The sequence below is a fragment of the Roseibaca sp. Y0-43 genome, from assembly GCF_020667835.1.
Classification (GTDB): Bacteria; Pseudomonadota; Alphaproteobacteria; order Rhodobacterales; family Rhodobacteraceae; genus Roseinatronobacter.
On sequence record NZ_JAFMPR010000006.1, the window covers coordinates 129,641 to 146,701 of the forward strand.

The following is a 17,061-nucleotide window of genomic DNA, read 5'->3' on the forward strand; positions in this document are numbered from 1 at the left end:
CCTTGCGTCACATAGCCGTTACAGGCGCACACTAACGAAGGCTCCATCACTCACCCGATGGAGCCTTTTCTCAATCGTGTGTCTATCCTTGCCCTGATGGCCACCGGCGCGCTTGCCGCCCCGGCCCTGGCGCAATCGAACTTCAACCGTATCGCGTCCTTCCCTGTCGCGCTGAACACTCCCGATGCAGAAGAAACCTCTGCCGAGATCATCGCCGCCACGGGCGACGGCATGACGCTGGTCTATTCCGACAGCCCGGCGGGCGTGATCGGGTTCATCGACATCACCGACCCCGCGAACCCGCAGGCCGCTGGCACCTTCGCGCCGCCGAATGGCGAACCGACCGCCGTGTCAGCCCTTGGCCAGACCGTGTTCGTGGCCGAGAATACCTCTGAGAGCTTCACCAACCCGTCGGGCGTGTTGCACGCGATTGATGCGGTTTCTCGCGATGTGGTCGCGTCTTGCGATCTGGGCGGCCAACCCGACAGCACCGCCGTGGCCCCCGATGGCAGCTTCATCACCGTCGCCATTGAAAACGAGCGCGATGAGGATGCAGGCGATGGCCGCGTGCCGCAAATGCCTGCCGGCTATCTGGTGATCCAGCCCTTGGGCGATGGCAGCAGCATGGATTGCGCAGCCCAAATCCGCGTGGACCTGACGGGCTTGGCCGACGTGGCTGGTGAAGACCCGGAACCCGAATTCGTGGACGTGAACGCCAATGGCGAGATTGTCATCACGCTTCAGGAAAACAACCATATCGTGGTCGTATCCAGCGCGGGCGAGGTGCTCAGCAATTTCCCGGCGGGTTCGGTCAGCCTTGAAGGCGTTGACGCGACCGAAGAGGGCGCGCTTCTCTTCACCGAAACCCTGACCGACATTCCGCGCGAACCCGATGCCGTGCAGTGGATCGACACGGACCATGTCGTCATCGCCAATGAAGGCGACATGGATGGCGGCAGCCGTGGCTTCACCGTGTTCCACCGCGACGGGACAGAACTGTTCGAGGCTGGCACCGCGTTCGAACATGCCATCGTCCAGATCGGCCACTACCCGGAAGAACGCTCGGCCAACAAGGGCGTGGAACCCGAAGGCATGGAATTCGGCACATTCGGCGGCACGCCGATGATGTTCATCTTGGCCGAACGCGCTTCTGTCATCGGCGTCTATGACATGACCGATCCGACCGCGCCCGCGCTGGCGCAATTGCTGCCCTCTGGCATCTCTCCCGAAGGCGCGATTGCCATTCCCGGCCGCAACCTGCTGGCCACTGCCAACGAATTCGACGGTCGCGAAGATGGAGCGGCCCCGGCGCATGTCATGATCTACGAGTATCAGGACGCACCCGCCGCCTATCCGCACCTGACCAGCGCAGGCATGGACGAGTTGACGGGTTGGGGCGCGATCTCTGGCCAAGTCATGGCCGAGGATGGCACGATCTATGCCGTGTCCGACAGCTTCTATGGCATGCAGCCGACGATCTTCCATATCGACGTCAGCCAGACGCCCGCGCGCATTGTCGATGCCATTCGCATCACCCGCGAAGGCGCGCCCGCGCAACTGATGGACATGGAAGGCATTGCGCTGGATGGCGAAGGCGGATTTTGGGTCGCATCCGAGGGCCGCTTGGACCGTCTGGTGCCGCACGCGATCTACCATGTGGGCGCGGATGGCGCGATCGAGGATTATATCACGCTCCCGAACGAGCTGCTGGCGGTTGAGCGCCGCTTTGGCTTCGAAGGCATCACCCGTGTGGATGATATGCTCTATATCGCCGTGCAGCGCGAATGGCGCGACGATCCGGCGAACCATGCCAAGGTGCTAGGCTACAATCTGGACACCGAGGGATGGTCGGTCGCCCACTACCCGCTGACAGCCCCCGCCACCGGCTGGGTCGGCCTGTCGGAAATCGTGGCACATGACGGGTTCCTGTATTTCGTCGAACGCGACAACCAGCACGCCACCGCCGCTGTTACCAAGCACATCACCCGCGTCGCGTTGGACAGTGTCAGCATGGTCGCACTTGACGAGACGCCTAACGTTCTGGAGAAGGAACTTGTGGTCGACCTGCTGCCCTATCTCACATCAACCGGCGGTTACGTGCTGGACAAGGTCGAAGGGCTGGCGATTGCGGCGGATGGCACGATGTGGGTCTCGACCGACAATGACGGCGTCGATGACCATTCGGGCGAGACGATGTTCTTCAGCATCCCGCCGATGTGATCGAAACCCTTGGCGTTTGCGATGGGGCGGTCCACATGGGCCGCCCTTTTGCCCACCCAGCCCGCTTGACCAACGCCCGCCCTTGCGCTACCCCACGCGCAGCGCGGGCATGGTGAAATGGTATCACACGAGCCTTCCAAGCTCTTGGTGCGGGTTCGATTCCCGCTGCCCGCTCCAGCCCTTCGCAACACATCCCTTGCAATGCGCCCCGGTTCGGCATTTGCTGGCGACAATATCCCATGCGAAAGGCGCACGCCCCATGTCCGACATCCCCATGCCCCTTGCCGGTCAGGTCACGGCCTACATGGAAAATGACGCGCCCAAGGCGCTGCGCGAAACGGTCGAGGACGCCCGCAAACGCGACACGCTGGCTGGCGACTACCCCTATCCGCGCTGGATGGACAAGGACGACTACAAGGACGCGTTGGAACCGCTGCAACTGGAGCTGATGAAACTGCAACACTGGATCAGCACCACTGGCGCGCGGGTTGTGGTCATCTTCGAAGGGCGCGATTCAGCTGGCAAGGGCGGGTCAATCAACCGCATCGCCGAGGTGATGAGCCACCGCATCCTGAAGGTCGAAGCGCTGCCCAAACCCACCGACCGCGAGGCGCGCGAATGGTATTTCCAGCGCTACGTCACCCGCTTGCCTGCGGGCGGCGAGATGGTTCTGTTCGACCGATCCTGGTACAACCGCGCAATGGTCGAACATGTCTTCGGCTTTTGCACACCCGCCCAGCGCGCCGCATTCTTTGACCAGTTGCCGGGGTTCGAGAACCTGCTGGTGCAGGACGGTATCCATTTCATCAAGATCTGGCTCAATGTCAGCCGCGCCGAACAACTGCGCCGCCTGCTGGCACGCGAGGGCGATCCGATGAAGCATTGGAAGCTGTCGGGCATTGACGTGAAAGGCTTGGGCAAATGGGACAGCTACACCCATGCCATTGCCGAGACATTCGAGCGCAGCCACACCGCCGCCGCCCCCTGGACCGTTATCCGGTCAGAGGACAAGTATCGCGCGCGCCTTGCCGTGATCCAGCATATCCTTGGGCAGATCCCTTATGACGGCAAGGCGAAGATCCCCGCGCCGGACCCGGCCATCTGCGGAACGCCTGCCCTGTGGCAACCCGAAATCTGGGATGACGGCAGCTAGACGCGCCACGCATCAGGTGCCAGATCGCGCCCCCTGTGCTAGACTGGATCGAAATCCAGCGCCGGGGGGCCACCATGCTGCATCTGCTTCATCTTGCCAAAAATACGTCGCGCACGCGCAAAACCGCCCTGACCGGGTTGATCTTGGGCGCGGCACTCGCACTTGGCTTGCCCGCCCAAGCGCAGCAGGACGGCCCCCTGCCGCCGCGCTTTGCGACCATGCTGGACAATACCGACCTGCCGGGCGGCGACCTGACGCCGATCTTCAACACCAACCTTGCGCAATGCCACGCGGCTTGCCTGCGCGACCCGGAGTGCACGGCGTTCACCTTTAACCAGCGCGCGGGCGCGTGTTTCCCGAAATCGCAACCGGGCGACCCGATCGCCTTTGAGGGCGCGCTGTCGGGGCGGATCACGCCCATGCCGCAAGCCGCTCTTTCGCAAGCGGGCCGGGCGCGGGCAGAGCTGGGCTTTCTGTCCGCGCGCGATCTGGACCTTGCGCGCGCGCAGGCCGACACCATGGCGGAACGCTATTATGCCAATGGACTGTCCGAAGCGGCGCTTCTGGACGGCGCGACCGGCGAGCGGGCCGTTCTGTTCAGCGGGGCTGCCGTGACCGTTGCCCAATCGGGCACGGCATGGCTGGCCCATGCTCAAGCGCTTCTGGCGCAAGCCGCGCGCGACAACCAACCGCGCGCAGAGCTGCAAAACCAAGCAATCCTTGCTGCCACCAATGCCGCGCTGCGCATGGACACACCCGCGCCCGCGCTTGTGGTCCTGGCCGATGCGCTGGAAAAACGTTTCCGGGGCGAGGATGCCTTGGCCGCGCTCCGTCTGGCCGAGGCCCGCAGCCCCGGCATTGCGCCCGATACGCTTGCGCGGCTGCGCGAGCAATACGGCTTTCGCCTGCTGTCGCATGACGTGGACAGCAACACCGCCACCCCGCGCATCTGCGCGCGGTTTTCCGAACCGTTGGTCGCCAGCCGCGATTACGCCCCCTTCCTTGCGGGCGACGCGACCGGCTTGGCGGTAGAGGTCGAGGACAGCCAGCTTTGCCTGACCGGCGTCGATTACGGTGCGCGCTATGAAATCCGCCTGCGCGCGGGCCTGCCTGCGGCTGGTGGCGACACGCTGGCGCGCGATGTGCCCTTGGCGGTCTATATCCGCGACCGCGCGCCCTTGGTGCGCTTTCCGGGGCGCGGCTACGTGCTGCCCGCGACCGGCCCGCGCGCGCTGCCGGTCGAAACCGTGAATACCGATGCGCTGGACCTTGCGCTCTACCGCATTTCCGACCGCAACCTTGTGACCGCCATTCGCAACGGCAATTTCGCCCAAGCGCTGGACACTTGGGATGCCGAGATCCTGACCTCTGAGCTGGGTGAACTGGTCTGGCAGGGCAGCGCCACGCTGGAGGGCGCGCTAAACCGCGAAACCCGCTCGCGCCTGCCCTTGGCCGAAGCCGGGGCGCTCGCCCCCGGTGCCTATCTGCTGCAAGCCGCAGTGCCGGGGCGCGACCCTTATGACGTGTCGCCCGCCTCGCAATGGTTCATGGTGTCCGATCTGGGGCTGTCCAGCCTGTCGGGCAGCGACGGGCTGCATGTGGTGGTGCAAGCGCTCTCGACCGGGCAGCCGGTGGCGGGGGCAGAGGTCGCGTTGGTCGCACGATCGAACCGGGTGCTGGGGCAGGCTATGACCGACGCGCAGGGCATGGCGGTTTTCCCGGCGGCCCTCGCCGCAGGCACGGGCAGTGCCGCGCCCGCGCTGATTACCGTGGCACAGGGCGACGACACGACCGCGCTGTCGCTGGAAGACCCGGAATTCGACCTATCGGATCGCGGGGTTGAGGGGCGCGCCGCACCTGGCCCGATCGACATGTTCATCGCCACCGATCGCGGCGCCTATCGGCCCGGAGAGGTGATCCACGCAACCGCCCTTGCCCGTGACGCAAGCGCGGCGGCCTTGCCCGGCCTGCCCGTGATCGCGCGGCTGATGCGGCCCGATGGGGTGGAATATTCCCGCGCGCTCAGCACCGACGACCGCGCAGGCGGCCATGTCTTTGCGCTGCCGCTTGGGGCCGATGTGCCGCGCGGCGCGTGGCGGCTGGACTTGCTGTCGGACCCCGACGCCCCCGCACTGGCCAGCGCGCGCCTGCTGGTCGAGGATTTCCTGCCGGAACGCATAGATTTCGACCTGTCACTCTCCGATGGCGGCGCGGTGGACCCGCTCAACCCGCCCAGCCTGCAAATCGCGGCGCGCCACCTGTTCGGCGCGGCGGCGGGCGGGCTTGATCTGTCCGGTAGCGCCATCCTGCGGCCTGCAACAACGCGCGAGGGGTGGGCGGGCTATGTCTTTGGCCGCCATGACCAGCGCGTAGACCCGCAACGCTTTCCGCTGGGCGATGCCACGACCGATGCCGATGGCCGCCTGCAAACCCGCCTGATTTTCGAGAACGCCGATTTTGACGCGCGCCCTTACACGCTGGACATTGTCGCCACGCTGCTGGACGGTGCCGCGCGCCCTGTAGAGCGCACGCTTTCGGCCCCCGTGACGGCAACCCAGCCCATGATCGGCATTCGCCCCGGCTTTGACGACACGCTGCCGCAAGGGGCCGAAGCCCTGTTCGACCTTGCCCTTGTCGCCCCCGACGGGCAGGCGATGGCGGGCGCGCTCGCGTGGCAGGTGGACCGGATAGAGACACGCTATCAATGGTATAGCGTCGATGGTCAGTGGATGTGGGAGCCTGTCACCGAACGCAACCGCATCGCGACAGGCACGCTGGACGGGCAAGGCCAGATCACCGTGCCGCTCGATTGGGGCCAATATGAGCTGCGCGTGGCCCATGACGGTGCCACCTATGCCAGCGCGTCGGTGCCTTTCGCCGCAGGCTGGTATGGGGCGAGTGCCGGGCGCGACACGCCCGACCGCTTGGCCGTGGCGCTGGACCGTGACAGCTACAGCCCCGGCGACACCGCCCGCCTGCGCCTGACGGGCGAGGGGATGGCGCTGGTCAGCGTGCTGTCGGACCGTGTCATCGACATGCAACTGGTGGAACTGACGGGAGAGTCAGAGATCACCCTGCCCGTGACCGACGACTGGGGCACCGGCGCTTATGTCACCGCCAGCCTGCTGCGCGGGGCCGACGCTGTGGAAGAGATGCCCGCCCGCAGCATGGGGCTGGCCCATGCCGCGATTGACCCCGGTGCAAAGGCGCTGGCGGTCACGCTGGACGCGCCCGAGGCCGCCGACCCGCGCGGACGCATGGAGGTGACACTCAGCGCTCAAAGCGATGGCCCGGTTTACGCGACCCTCGCCGCCGTTGACCTTGGCATCCTGACGCTTACGGATTTCGACGCGCCCGACCCAAGTGGACACTATTTCGGCCAGCGCCGCCTTGGCGTCGCGCTGCGCGACATATACGGGCGGTTGATCGACGCGCGGGCCGGGGCGATGGGGCAAGTGCGCTCGGGTGGCGATGCGTCGGGCATCGACCGCGCCGGACCCGCACCGACCGAAGCACTGCTGGCCCTGTTCGAGGGCCCGATCACGCTGGAAAACGGCCAAGCCACCATCGGCTTTGACCTGCCCGCCTTCAACGGCACGGTGCGGCTGATGGCGGTTGTGTGGTCCGATACGCGCGTGGGCCAAGCGAGCCGCGATGTGCTGGTGCGCGACCCGGTCGTGGTGCAGCCCAGCCTGCCCCGCTTCCTGACACCGGGCGACACCAGCCGGATGCGGCTGGAACTGACACACGCCACGGGACCGGCGGGCGAGATGGATTTGCGCGTCACCGGCCACGGTTTGGGCAACGTGCCGCAAACCGTCACGCTGGCAGAGGGCGGGCGCGCGGTGCTGGATCTGGCACTCGCCCCCACCAGCCTGGGCGATCACGAATACAGCGTGGCGCTGACCACGCCCGATGGCCGGGTGCTGACGCGTGATTTGACGCTGACAGTGCAGCGCACCGACCCGGAGATCGCGCGCTCGTCGCAATTCGTGCTGGCATCGGGCGAAAGCTTCCGCTTCGACGCGAACGCGCTCGACGGCCTGCGCGATGGCGCGCGCGCCACGCTCGTCGCGGGCGCAGGCGCGGCGTTGGACCTGCCCGGCCTGATGCAGCGCCTGACCGCCTACCCCTATGGCTGCACGGAACAGCTGGCCTCTGGCATCCAACCGCTTTTGCTGGCCTCCAGCGCTGCGGTTGAACTTGGCCTTGTCACCGCGCCTGACGCGCAGACGCGAATCCAGACCGCGATCGACCGCATCCTGACGCGCCAAGGCCGCACCGGCAGTTTCGGGCTGTGGTCGGCGGGGGGCTATGACCTGTGGCTTGATGCCTATGTCACCGACGTGCTGACCCGCGCGGCAGGCCAAGGCGCAGAGCTGCCCGATACCGCGCTGCGCATGGCGCTCGACAACCTGCGCAACGAGGTCGCGCAGGCGGGCGACTTGTATGACAACGCACCCGCCATTGCCTATGCGCTTTACGTTCTGGCGCGCGCGGGCGAGGCGGCAATCGGCGATCTGCGCTATTACGCCGACACGCTGGCCGAGAAGTTCGACACCCCCCTTGCCGCCGCACAACTGGGTGGCGCGCTGGCGGCTTATGGCGAACAGGCCCGCGCCGATGCCATGTTCCGCCAAGCCGCCAGCCTTGCCAGCAGCGACGGGGCCGAAGGGTATCGCCGCGACTACGGCACCGGCCTGCGCGACCGCGCGGGGCTTTTGGCGCTTGCGTCAGAAGCTGGCAGCGGCGCGGTGGACCGCGTGCTGCTGGCGCGCCAAATCTCGCAACGCGGGGACGTGCATGAGCTGTCCACGCAGGAAGCTGCCTGGTCGCTGCAAGCCGCCGTCGCGCTTGACGCGGATGGCAGCGGGCTAAGCGTGGACGGGCGCGCGGTCGCGGGCAACGTGGTGCAGCTATACGATGGCAGCGCGCGGACCATCACCAATACAGGGCAAGCGGCGACCACCGTGACCATCACGGCCTTCGGGGTGCCGGATGTGGCCCCGCCCGCCCAAGGCAACGGCTACACCATCGCGCGCAGCTACTTCACCCCCGAAGGCGATCCCGCCAGCCTGAACGACTTGCGCGTGGGCGACCGTCTGATTGCGGTGCTGGAAGTGCGCCCAGACCGGGGCATCAGCGGTGGACGGCTGATGGTGGATGACGCGCTGCCGGCGGGCCTAGAGATCGACAATCCGAACCTGCTGCGCGAGGGGGATATCCGCGCCTTGGATTGGCTGAACCTGCATGGCTTTGCCGAAATGACCGAAGCCCGCAGCGACCGCTTTCTGGCCGCCGTGGACTGGACATCGGACACCACCTTGCGGCTGGCCTATGCGGTGCGCGCGGTGTCGCCGGGCGAGTTCCATCACCCGGCGGCGCAGGTCGAGGACATGTATCGCCCCAGCCTGCGCGCGATAACCGGCACGGGCCGTCTGACCATCGCACCATGAGATGGGTGCTTGGCCTTGTTGCCGCTTCTGCCGTCGCGGGCTGGCTCGCGCTGGAGGCTTGGGTGGATGCAACCGACCTGCCGCCCCTGACCCCGGAAACGGGGGCAGAGGTTCTGGCCGAAGACGGCACCCTTCTGCGCGCCTATACCGTGGCCGATGGCCGCTGGCGGCTGGCGGTAGACCCCGCGCGCGTGGATCAGACCTATCTGGCGCTTCTGCTGGCTTATGAGGACCGCCGCTTCCATACCCATCCGGGTGTGGACCCGGTGGCGATGGTGCGTGCCTTTTGGCAATCGGCGCGCGCCGGGCGCATGGTATCGGGCGGATCCACCCTGACCATGCAGGTCGCGCGTCTGCTGGAAGACGGGCCAACCGGCACATGGGCGGGCAAAGCGCGACAAATCCGGGTGGCGCTGGCGCTGGAGCGGCAGTTGCACAAGGACGCGATCCTGTCGCTTTACCTGCACCTGGCACCCATGGGCGGCAATCTGGAGGGGCTGCGCGCGGGCAGCTTCGCGTGGTTCGGCAAAGACCCCGCACGCCTGACGCCCGCGCAGGCCGCGCTGCTTGTCGCTTTGCCGCAATCCCCTGCCCGCCGCAGCCCCGACCGCGATGCCGCCGCCGCACGCATGGCCCGCGACCGCGTGCTCGACCGCGCCGTCACTGCCCGCGTGCTGACCCGCGCCGAAGCAGAGGCGGCCAAGCGCGAGGCAATCCCGACCGCGCGCCGCCCCTTCCCCGCGCTCGCCCCGCACTTGGCGGACCGCCTTGTGGCCGCGCTCCCGGCACAAAAGCTGCACCGCACCACGCTAAATGCCTCCCTGCAAACCGCGCTAGAGGAACTGGCCCGCGACACGCTGCGCGACTTGCCCCCGCGCGCGGGCCTTGCGCTTGTGGTAGCCGATGCGCAAACCGGCCGCATCCGCGCGCATATCGGCGGGGCCTATGGCGACGATGCGCGCGGGGGGTTCAACGATATGACCCGCGCCATGCGCTCGCCCGGATCGGCCTTGAAACCGCTGGTCTATGGGCTGGCCTTCTCGGACGGGTTGGCGCACCCTGAAACACTGGTCAATGACCGGCCCGCCAGTTTCGGCGGCTATGCCCCGCAGAATTTCGACGGGCGGTTTCGCGGCCCCGTGACGGTGCGCGAGGCGCTGCAACTGTCGCTGAACCTGCCCGTGGTCGAGATGACCAACTCCCTCGGCCCCGCCCGCCTGATGAGTGCCTTGCGCTCCGCCGGGGTGGACACCGCGCTTGATGGCCAGCCGGGGCTGGCGGTGGCCTTGGGGGGCGTGGGCGTTTCGCTTGAAGGGCTGGTGCAGCTTTACGCGGGTATCGCGCGCAGGGGCGAAGCGGTCACACTTACGACCGCCCCCGGCCCGGTGGCCCAAGGTGCGCAGGTTATCCGCCCAGAGGCCGCATGGCATCTTGGCCAAATCCTTGCGCGCGCGCCGCGCCCCGCGCATCTGCCGGGCTGGCCCTTGGCGTTCAAGACAGGCACGTCCTACGGCCACCGCGACGCCTGGGCGGTGGGGTTCGACGGGCAGCATGTGGCGGGCGTCTGGATCGGACGCGCAGACGGCACGCCCCTGCCGGGAACTTTCGGGCTGGATGCGGCCGCGCCGGTGCTGTTCGAAACGTTCGCCCGGCTTGGCCCGCGCCCCGCGCCACTGCCGCCCGCGCCGCCCGGAACGTTGGACGTGGCCCATGTCGACCTGCCGCCGCCCCTGCGCCGCTTCGGCCCGCAACTGGCGACGGATGCTGACGCGCCGCAGCTGGCCTTCCCGCCCGCAGGCGCCGCGCTGCGCCCGGTGGCCGGGCGGGTGATGGCACGTGTGGACCGGGGCCGCGCCCCTTTTACATGGTTCGCCAATGGCGCGCCTGTCCTGACCCGCAGTTTCGAGCGAGAGGCGCATCTTCCCGTGACCGGCCCCGGCTACGTCACCCTGTCGGTGGTCGACGCAACAGGCCGCGCGGCGCGGGTCGAGCTGGAATTGCGCTAGGCCGCGCAGAGCAATGCGCGTTTATGGCAAGATGAAGATGTAGCTCAGAGCCTTGCCGCCAGCCGCGCGCCTTGGTCAATCGCGCGTTTCGCGTCCAGTTCGGCGGCCACATCCGCGCCGCCGATGATATGGGCATCGGGCAAGGCATCGGCCAGGTCGCGCAACGGGTCTTGGCCGGTGCACAGAACGATGGTGTCGGCGGGGATCGTTTTCTCTGCCCCGTCGCTTTCCACCACCAGCCCCTCGGACGTGATGCGCTTATAGCTCATGCCGCCCAGCATGGTCACACCCTTGGCCGCAAGGCTTGCGCGGTGAATCCAGCCCGTGGTTTTGCCCAAGCCCTTACCGGGTTTGCCGGGTTTGCGCTGTACCAGCGTGATCTGGCGCGCGGGTGGCGTAGGTTGCGGGCCGTCGGGCGCAAGCCCGCCGGGGGCCTTGGCCGGATCGGTCACGCCCCATTCGCGTTGCCACAGGCCAAGGTCCAGAGCGGCGCTCGGCCCCTGATGCGCCAAGTATTCCGCCACATCAAACCCGATGCCGCCCGCACCGACCACGACCACCCGCGCGCCCACCGGCGCTTGCCCGCGCAGCACGTCGATATAGCGCAGCACATGGGGGGCGTCCTGGCCCGCGATCTGCGGATCGCGCGGGGTGACGCCGGTGGCAATGATGACCTCGTCATAGCCTGCCAACATCTGGGGCGTGGCGCGGGTGTTCAGGTGCAGGTCGATGCGCGAGGCGTCGAGCATGGTCTGGAACCAGTCGACCAACCCGTGGAATTCCTCTTTGCCGGGGATGACGCGCGCCATGTTCAACTGCCCGCCGATCTGGGCGTCTGAATCGTAAAGCGTTACGTCATGGCCGCGCTGATCCGCCACCAGCGCCGCCATTAACCCGGCCGGACCAGCACCCACGACCGCCACGCGTTTGGGGGCATCGGTTGGGGTGTAGCGCAGCTCTGTCTCATGGCAGGCGCGCGGGTTGACCAAGCAGCTGGAAATCTTGCCTTGGAAGGTGTGGTCCAGGCAGGCTTGGTTGCAGGCGATACAGGGGGCAATTTCACGCGCGCGCCCTGCGGCGGCCTTGGCGACGAAATCGGGATCGGCCAAGAATGGGCGCGCCATCGACACCATGTCGGCTGCCCCGCCCGCCAACAGTTCCTCGGCCATCTCTGGCGTGTTGATCCGGTTCGAGGTGATGACAGGTATCCCCACCTGCCCCATCAGCTTGCGCGTGACCCATGCCCAACCGGCCCGCGGCACCGAGGTGGCAATGGTGGGCACGCGTGCCTCGTGCCAGCCGATGCCGGTGTTCAGGATGCTCGCCCCCGCGCGCTCGATCGCGTCGGCCAGTTGCACGACCTCGTCAAAGCTTTGCCCACCCGGCACAAGGTCAATCAGCGAAATGCGGTAGATCACGATGAAATCGGGGCCGACGGCTTCGCGCACGCGTTTGACGACCTCGACAGGCAAGCGCATCCGGTTTTCATAGGCACCGCCCCAACGGTCGGTGCGCTGGTTGGTGGCGGCACAGAGGAACTGGTTGAGGAAATAGCCCTCGGACCCCATCACCTCTACCCCGTCATAGCCAGCCTCGCGCGCGCGGGCGGCTGCGGTGGCGATGTCGGCGATCTGTTTCTCGATGCCTGCCTCGTCCAGCTCGCGCGGCTTGAACGGGCTGATGGGCGATTTGATTGCAGAGGGCGCGACGCAATCGGGGCTATAGGCATAGCGGCCCGCGTGCAGGATCTGCATCGCGATCTTGCCGCCTTCGCTATGGACGCGGTCGGTGACAAGACGGTGGTTGGCGATGTCCTGCGGCGTGAACAGCCCCGCCGCGCCGGGAAAGACCCCACCCTCGGCATTCGGCGCCATGCCGCCGGTCACGATCAACCCCACCCCGCCGCGCGCGCGTTCGGCGTAATACTCGGCCACGCGACCCCAATCGCCGCGTTCTTCCAGCCCAGTGTGCATGGACCCCATCAGCACGCGGTTTTTCAGCGTGGTGTGGCCCAGATCGAGCGGCGCGAGCATATGGGGATAGGACGACATGGGGGTTCCTCCGACTGGTGCGAAACCCTAGCCGCGCGAAGGGCGCTTGGTCCAGCGCAACGCGGCGTCAAGGCTGTCTTGCGCGCAATCAGGCCCGTCAGTAGCCCGTCATTTCCAGATAGCCGCGCCCGGTGTGGGTGCCATTGACGCGGATCGGCCCCTCCCAGTAGCTGACGGTCAGGTCCATCCAGGCCTGTGGGTTCACCGGCTCTGTCACCAGGCGCATGTCGCGGGCGGGCCAGTCGATCTGCCAGCGCACCGGCACCTCGCGGCCTGCGACCGTCGCTGTGCCAAGGGGCGTGAATTGCAGCGCGCCATCGGGCAGGGACGTGGCGCTGCCATCGGGCGTGATCCATGTGCCGGCGGTGAAAATGTCGGCCCCGCGCAGCTGAAACCCCATCAGGCGATGCCCGTCATCGAGCGTGATCGACACCCAGTCCCACCCTTCCTGGTCGCTGGCCAAGGGCTGGCTTGACCACTCGCGATCCAGCCAGCCTTGGCCTGTCACCTCGACCGGGCCGGTGGGCAAGTCAAGCGTGCCGGTCACGGTGTAGAAGGGTTGCGAGTAGTAATAGCTCGCCTGCCCGGCGGCGGATTTGACGGAATAGCCCTTGTCGCCGTGCAGGACGAGCGGCCCTTGCGCCGTCAGGTCGAAAGAATACGCGAAATCGGGGCCAGTGGCTGCGACCGAAAGGGCGGACAGGGCATCTGCGCCCGAGGGCGCGGTGCTGGTCATATGCCAGTCGTCGATATAGGCGCGAAACGGCGCGGCCTGTGCCCCCGCCTGCCCCACACCGCCGCGTCCGAAACGTTCTGCGGCGAAATGGGTGTCGGGCGTGGTCAGGCCCGCATGGCCCATCCAGACCTGCGGGCTGGCCCAGCCCTCGCGCTCTTCAGGGGCAAGGGCTGAACGAAAGAGCGTCCATTGCGCGCCGTAATCCCGGCCATCCGCGCCTTGCAAAGTCATCGTCAGATACCACCATTCAATGCGGTATTGCGGGTGCGCGCCATGGTCGCGCGGAAATTCAAGCGTGCGATCCTGCTCTGGGACTGCGAAACCACTCGCATCGGTGCCAAGGCCCGCGAAACCTTGGGCAAGGGCGGGCGAGGCAAGGCAGAGCGCAAGGAGAAGGGCCTTAACGTTCATAGGCAAACACCCTCAGCAACGGCCCGCCGCCCCCGCGCCATAGCCGCCATGCGGGCCAAGCGGCTGCCGCCAGCATCGCAAGCCCGGCCCAAAGCGCAAGCTGCGCCCAATCGGCCGGGAAGACTTGCAAGGGCAAACGCCAGCCAAAGGCCTGCACGTTGATGACCGCCAACAGCACCTGCGCCAGCATCAGCCCCACAGGCAGGGCCAGAACCATCGTCAGACCGGCCAGCATAAGCGCGCGGGCCAGTTCCAGCCCCGCCAATTGGCGCAAGGTCAGGCCCATAGCCCACAAGGGGGCAAGCTGCACCAGCCGCAGACCCGACAGAGTGACCAACGTGGCAAACAGCGCCAGCGCCGCGACAGACAGGGTCAGCACGTTCAGCGCGCCAGTGATTAGAAAGGTGCGCTCGAATATGGCCAGCGAAAGCTGCTTGGCCTGCGCTTGGTCGGTGATGGCCTGCGCGCTCAGCCCGAACTCGTCCAGCAGCGCCGCGCGCGTGCCTGCGGGGTTATCCGTGCGGATGGCCAGTTGCCGCGTGGGCGTGCCGGGGAACAGTCGGTCGAACCAGCTCTCTGTCACGATGGCTTGGGTCAGCGGGTTGCCGTAATCGGGATAGACGCCAAGAATGGGCACATCGCCCGCACCGGGCAGGGCTATGCTGTCGCCGGGCCAAAGACCCGCGCGGCGGGCGAGTTGTTCGTTGATGAGCGCGCCCTCCTCTGTCGCCAGCCGGTCCCAGACATTTGGCACTTGGGCGATCAGCGGCCAGTTGTCGCGAAAGGTGGCGTGGTCGCGCATGGCGTAGACAGCACCGGGCTGGCCTACAAGCGTGGCATCGACCCGGCGCAGGGGCAGAACGGCCTGCACGCGCGGGGCGATGAAGGCCTCGAGCGTCTGCGCCTCTGCCGCGTCACGGGGGGTGATGGTCATCTCGGCCACAAGGCGCTGGTCCAGCCAGTCTATAAACGTCGCGCGAAAGCTTGCGACCATGGTGCCCACGCCGATATTCGCCGCAAGCGCCAGCATCAGCGCCATCAGTGCCAGCGACAGGCGCGGCAGGTTCTGGCGGCTATCGGCCCAGAACCATTGCACGACCGGGGCTTGCGCCAAGCGCGATGCCCCACGCAGGCCAAGCGCCAGAAGCGGTGGCGTCAGCAAGGCCGCTGCCAAAAGGGCTGCGGCCAAAAGCGCGAAGCCCGCGAACAGGCCATCGCCCAGCAAGGCCAGCGCCACCGCCAAGCCGCCCAAGCCCAGCGCCCCCGCCACTTGCCAGCGCATCGCGCGGCCCGTGGCCATCGCCCAAGCGCGCGGCTGCGCGGGGGCAAGCACGGGCATGTGCCACAGCCGCCAGAGTGCCTGCGCACCCGCCAAAGCGGCCCCGGCAAAAGCCATCCCCAGACCTGCCAGCGCCCAAGCAGGGCTGAATTGCAGGCTGCCGGGCACCGGTGCGCCATACAGGCCGCGCAGGGTGGCAGCGACATCGGGCAAAAGGGCTGCGGCCAGCACATAGCCCAGCGCCAGCCCCGCCAAGCCCGCGACCAACGCCATCAGCGCCAGTTCCAGCGCCAAGGCCAGTGTCAGAGCGCGCAAGGGCACGCCAAGGCTGCGCAGCGTGCGAAACAGGCCGCGCCGCTGCTCGAATGCCAACCCCACGGCGGAATGCACGATGAACAGACCCACGGCAAAGGCAAGCGCGCCGAATGCGGTCAGGTTCAGGTGGAAGCTGTCGGTCAGGCCGGCCAATTCGGCCCCTTCGCTGGCCTGCGCAAGCTGCAAGCCTTCGGGCAGGGGCCGGGGCGCGGGGCCGGTCAGCAGCAGGCGGCTGATCTGCCCCTCCATCCCCAACAAGCGTTGCGCGGTGCCAATATCGACCAGAAGCGTGCCCACCGGCACGGCGCTTGACGGGCTGAGCGGCAGGGGCGGATCGCCAAGGTCCGCCAGCGTTTCAGGATGGGCAAAACCCGCACCCGCGAAGAAGGCCTGCAAATCGCCATCGGCCAGCGCGGCAGCGGTGCCTTGGGGCGCGGTCAGCGGCTCTATCCCCAGCAGGGTCAGGCGGGTATCCCCCAGCCGCAACCGCCCCTCGACAACCGGAGAGACCAGCACACCCTGCCCCCGCAACTGTGCAAACACTGCCTGATCCATCTGGCCCGAGGGCGCGACAAGGCTCGCGGCACCATCCTCGGACATAAGAGCGGCCGCCGTGGCATAGGCCCCGCGCGCCTGCGCGTTCAAGGCTTGCACCCCTGACCACAGCGCGGTGGCCAGCATCAGCCCCGCCAGCAACATTGCAAGTTGCACCTTGTTGCGCATCCAATGCGACAAAAGGGCGGCCAAGGTCATGCCAGACGCCCCGCGCGCAGATGCAGGTTGCGGTCGCATTGGCCCGCCAGCCGCGCCGAATGCGTGACCAGCAAAAGCGCCGTGCCTTGCGCGCGGGCAAGCTCCAGCATCAGGACAAAGACAGCGTCGCCCGTAGCTTCGTCCAGATTGCCGGTTGGCTCATCCGCCAGCAACACCTTGGGCTTTGCGGCCAAGGCCCGGCCGATGGCCACGCGCTGCTGCTGGCCGCCCGAAAGCTGTTCGGGATAGCGGCGCAGATACTCCGTCAGGCCAAGGCGGGCCGCAAGATCGGCGCAAAAGGCTGGGTCATGCACCCCGGCCAGCCGCGCCTGAAAGGCAAGGTTTGCGCCCACGCTCAGCGAGGGCACAAGGTTGAACTGCTGAAAGACCAGCCCCACCGTCCCGCGCCGGAGCCGCGCGCGGCCCGCATCGGGCAAGGATGCCATGTCTTGGCCAGCCACCAGAACGCGGCCCGCATCGGGTGCTTCCAGCCCGGCGGCGATGTGCAGAAGCGTGGATTTGCCGCTGCCGCTTTCGCCCGTCAGCGCCACCACCTCGCCCCCGTCCACGGCAAGCGAGACACCTTGCAGCACGGGCACCGCCCCTTCTGCACTGGCAAAGCTTTTGCGAATATCTTCAAGCGCCAATCGCGTCATGTCAGTCCTTGCGGCCAGTCTGCCG

General features: G+C 67.2%; 8 protein-coding genes and 1 tRNA gene. 5 read left to right on the forward strand and 4 right to left on the reverse strand.

Annotated features, from left to right (window positions below):
• Positions 1 to 57: 57 nt before the first annotated feature.
• From J1C52_RS09530 to pbpC, 5 genes are all read left to right on the forward strand, one after another.
• The gene (locus J1C52_RS09530; protein WP_370633252.1) at positions 58 to 2,220 is read left to right on the forward strand and encodes an esterase-like activity of phytase family protein; all 2,163 of its coding nucleotides are present in this window, start codon (positions 58 to 60) and stop codon (positions 2,218 to 2,220) included.
• Positions 2,221 to 2,323: 103 nt separating this feature from the next.
• Positions 2,324 to 2,397 (forward strand) — tRNA-Gly (locus J1C52_RS09535).
• Positions 2,398 to 2,479: 82 nt separating this feature from the next.
• On the forward strand, positions 2,480 to 3,373 hold the full coding sequence (gene ppk2, locus J1C52_RS09540; protein WP_255618440.1) for a polyphosphate kinase 2: 894 nt from the start codon (positions 2,480 to 2,482) through the stop codon (positions 3,371 to 3,373).
• 74 nt (positions 3,374 to 3,447) lie between these two features.
• Positions 3,448 to 8,829 (forward strand): alpha-2-macroglobulin family protein, encoded by a 5,382-nt coding sequence (locus J1C52_RS09545; RefSeq protein ID WP_227427705.1) that lies wholly within the window; start codon positions 3,448 to 3,450, stop codon positions 8,827 to 8,829.
• Positions 8,826 to 10,835, forward strand: a complete 2,010-nt coding sequence (gene pbpC / locus J1C52_RS09550) for a penicillin-binding protein 1C (protein WP_227427706.1) — start codon at positions 8,826 to 8,828, stop codon at positions 10,833 to 10,835. The genes J1C52_RS09545 and pbpC overlap by 4 nt, the downstream gene beginning before the upstream one ends.
• A 44-nt stretch (positions 10,836 to 10,879) precedes the next feature.
• On the opposite strand, the gene J1C52_RS09555 is transcribed toward pbpC, so the two are convergent.
• From J1C52_RS09555 to J1C52_RS09570, 4 genes are all read right to left on the reverse strand, one after another.
• The gene (locus J1C52_RS09555; RefSeq protein ID WP_227427707.1) at positions 10,880 to 12,886 is read right to left on the reverse strand and encodes an NADPH-dependent 2,4-dienoyl-CoA reductase; all 2,007 of its coding nucleotides are present in this window, start codon (positions 12,884 to 12,886) and stop codon (positions 10,880 to 10,882) included.
• Between the two features lie 97 nt (positions 12,887 to 12,983).
• On the reverse strand, positions 12,984 to 14,033 hold the full coding sequence (locus J1C52_RS09560) for a lipocalin-like domain-containing protein (RefSeq protein ID WP_227427708.1): 1,050 nt from the start codon (positions 14,031 to 14,033) through the stop codon (positions 12,984 to 12,986).
• On the reverse strand, positions 14,023 to 16,380 hold the full coding sequence (locus J1C52_RS09565; protein ID WP_227427709.1) for an ABC transporter permease: 2,358 nt from the start codon (positions 16,378 to 16,380) through the stop codon (positions 14,023 to 14,025). Before J1C52_RS09565 ends, J1C52_RS09560 begins: the two co-directional genes overlap by 11 nt.
• Positions 16,377 to 17,036: an ABC transporter ATP-binding protein gene (locus tag J1C52_RS09570; RefSeq protein ID WP_227427710.1), complete on the reverse strand. Its 660-nt coding sequence runs from the start codon at positions 17,034 to 17,036 to the stop codon at positions 16,377 to 16,379. Before J1C52_RS09570 ends, J1C52_RS09565 begins: the two co-directional genes overlap by 4 nt.
• Positions 17,037 to 17,061: the final 25 nt, after the last annotated feature.

Coding starts and splice junctions, on each gene's coding strand:
- J1C52_RS09530 (WP_370633252.1), top strand. CDS start 58: ATGGAGCCTTTTCTCAATCGTGTGTCTATCCTTGCCCTGATGGCCACC.
- ppk2 (WP_255618440.1), top strand. CDS start 2,480: ATGTCCGACATCCCCATGCCCCTTGCCGGTCAGGTCACGGCCTACATG.
- J1C52_RS09545 (WP_227427705.1), top strand. CDS start 3,448: ATGCTGCATCTGCTTCATCTTGCCAAAAATACGTCGCGCACGCGCAAA.
- pbpC (WP_227427706.1), top strand. CDS start 8,826: ATGAGATGGGTGCTTGGCCTTGTTGCCGCTTCTGCCGTCGCGGGCTGG.
- J1C52_RS09555 (WP_227427707.1), bottom strand. CDS start 12,886: ATGTCGTCCTATCCCCATATGCTCGCGCCGCTCGATCTGGGCCACACC.
- J1C52_RS09560 (WP_227427708.1), bottom strand. CDS start 14,033: ATGAACGTTAAGGCCCTTCTCCTTGCGCTCTGCCTTGCCTCGCCCGCC.
- J1C52_RS09565 (WP_227427709.1), bottom strand. CDS start 16,380: ATGACCTTGGCCGCCCTTTTGTCGCATTGGATGCGCAACAAGGTGCAA.
- J1C52_RS09570 (WP_227427710.1), bottom strand. CDS start 17,036: ATGACGCGATTGGCGCTTGAAGATATTCGCAAAAGCTTTGCCAGTGCA.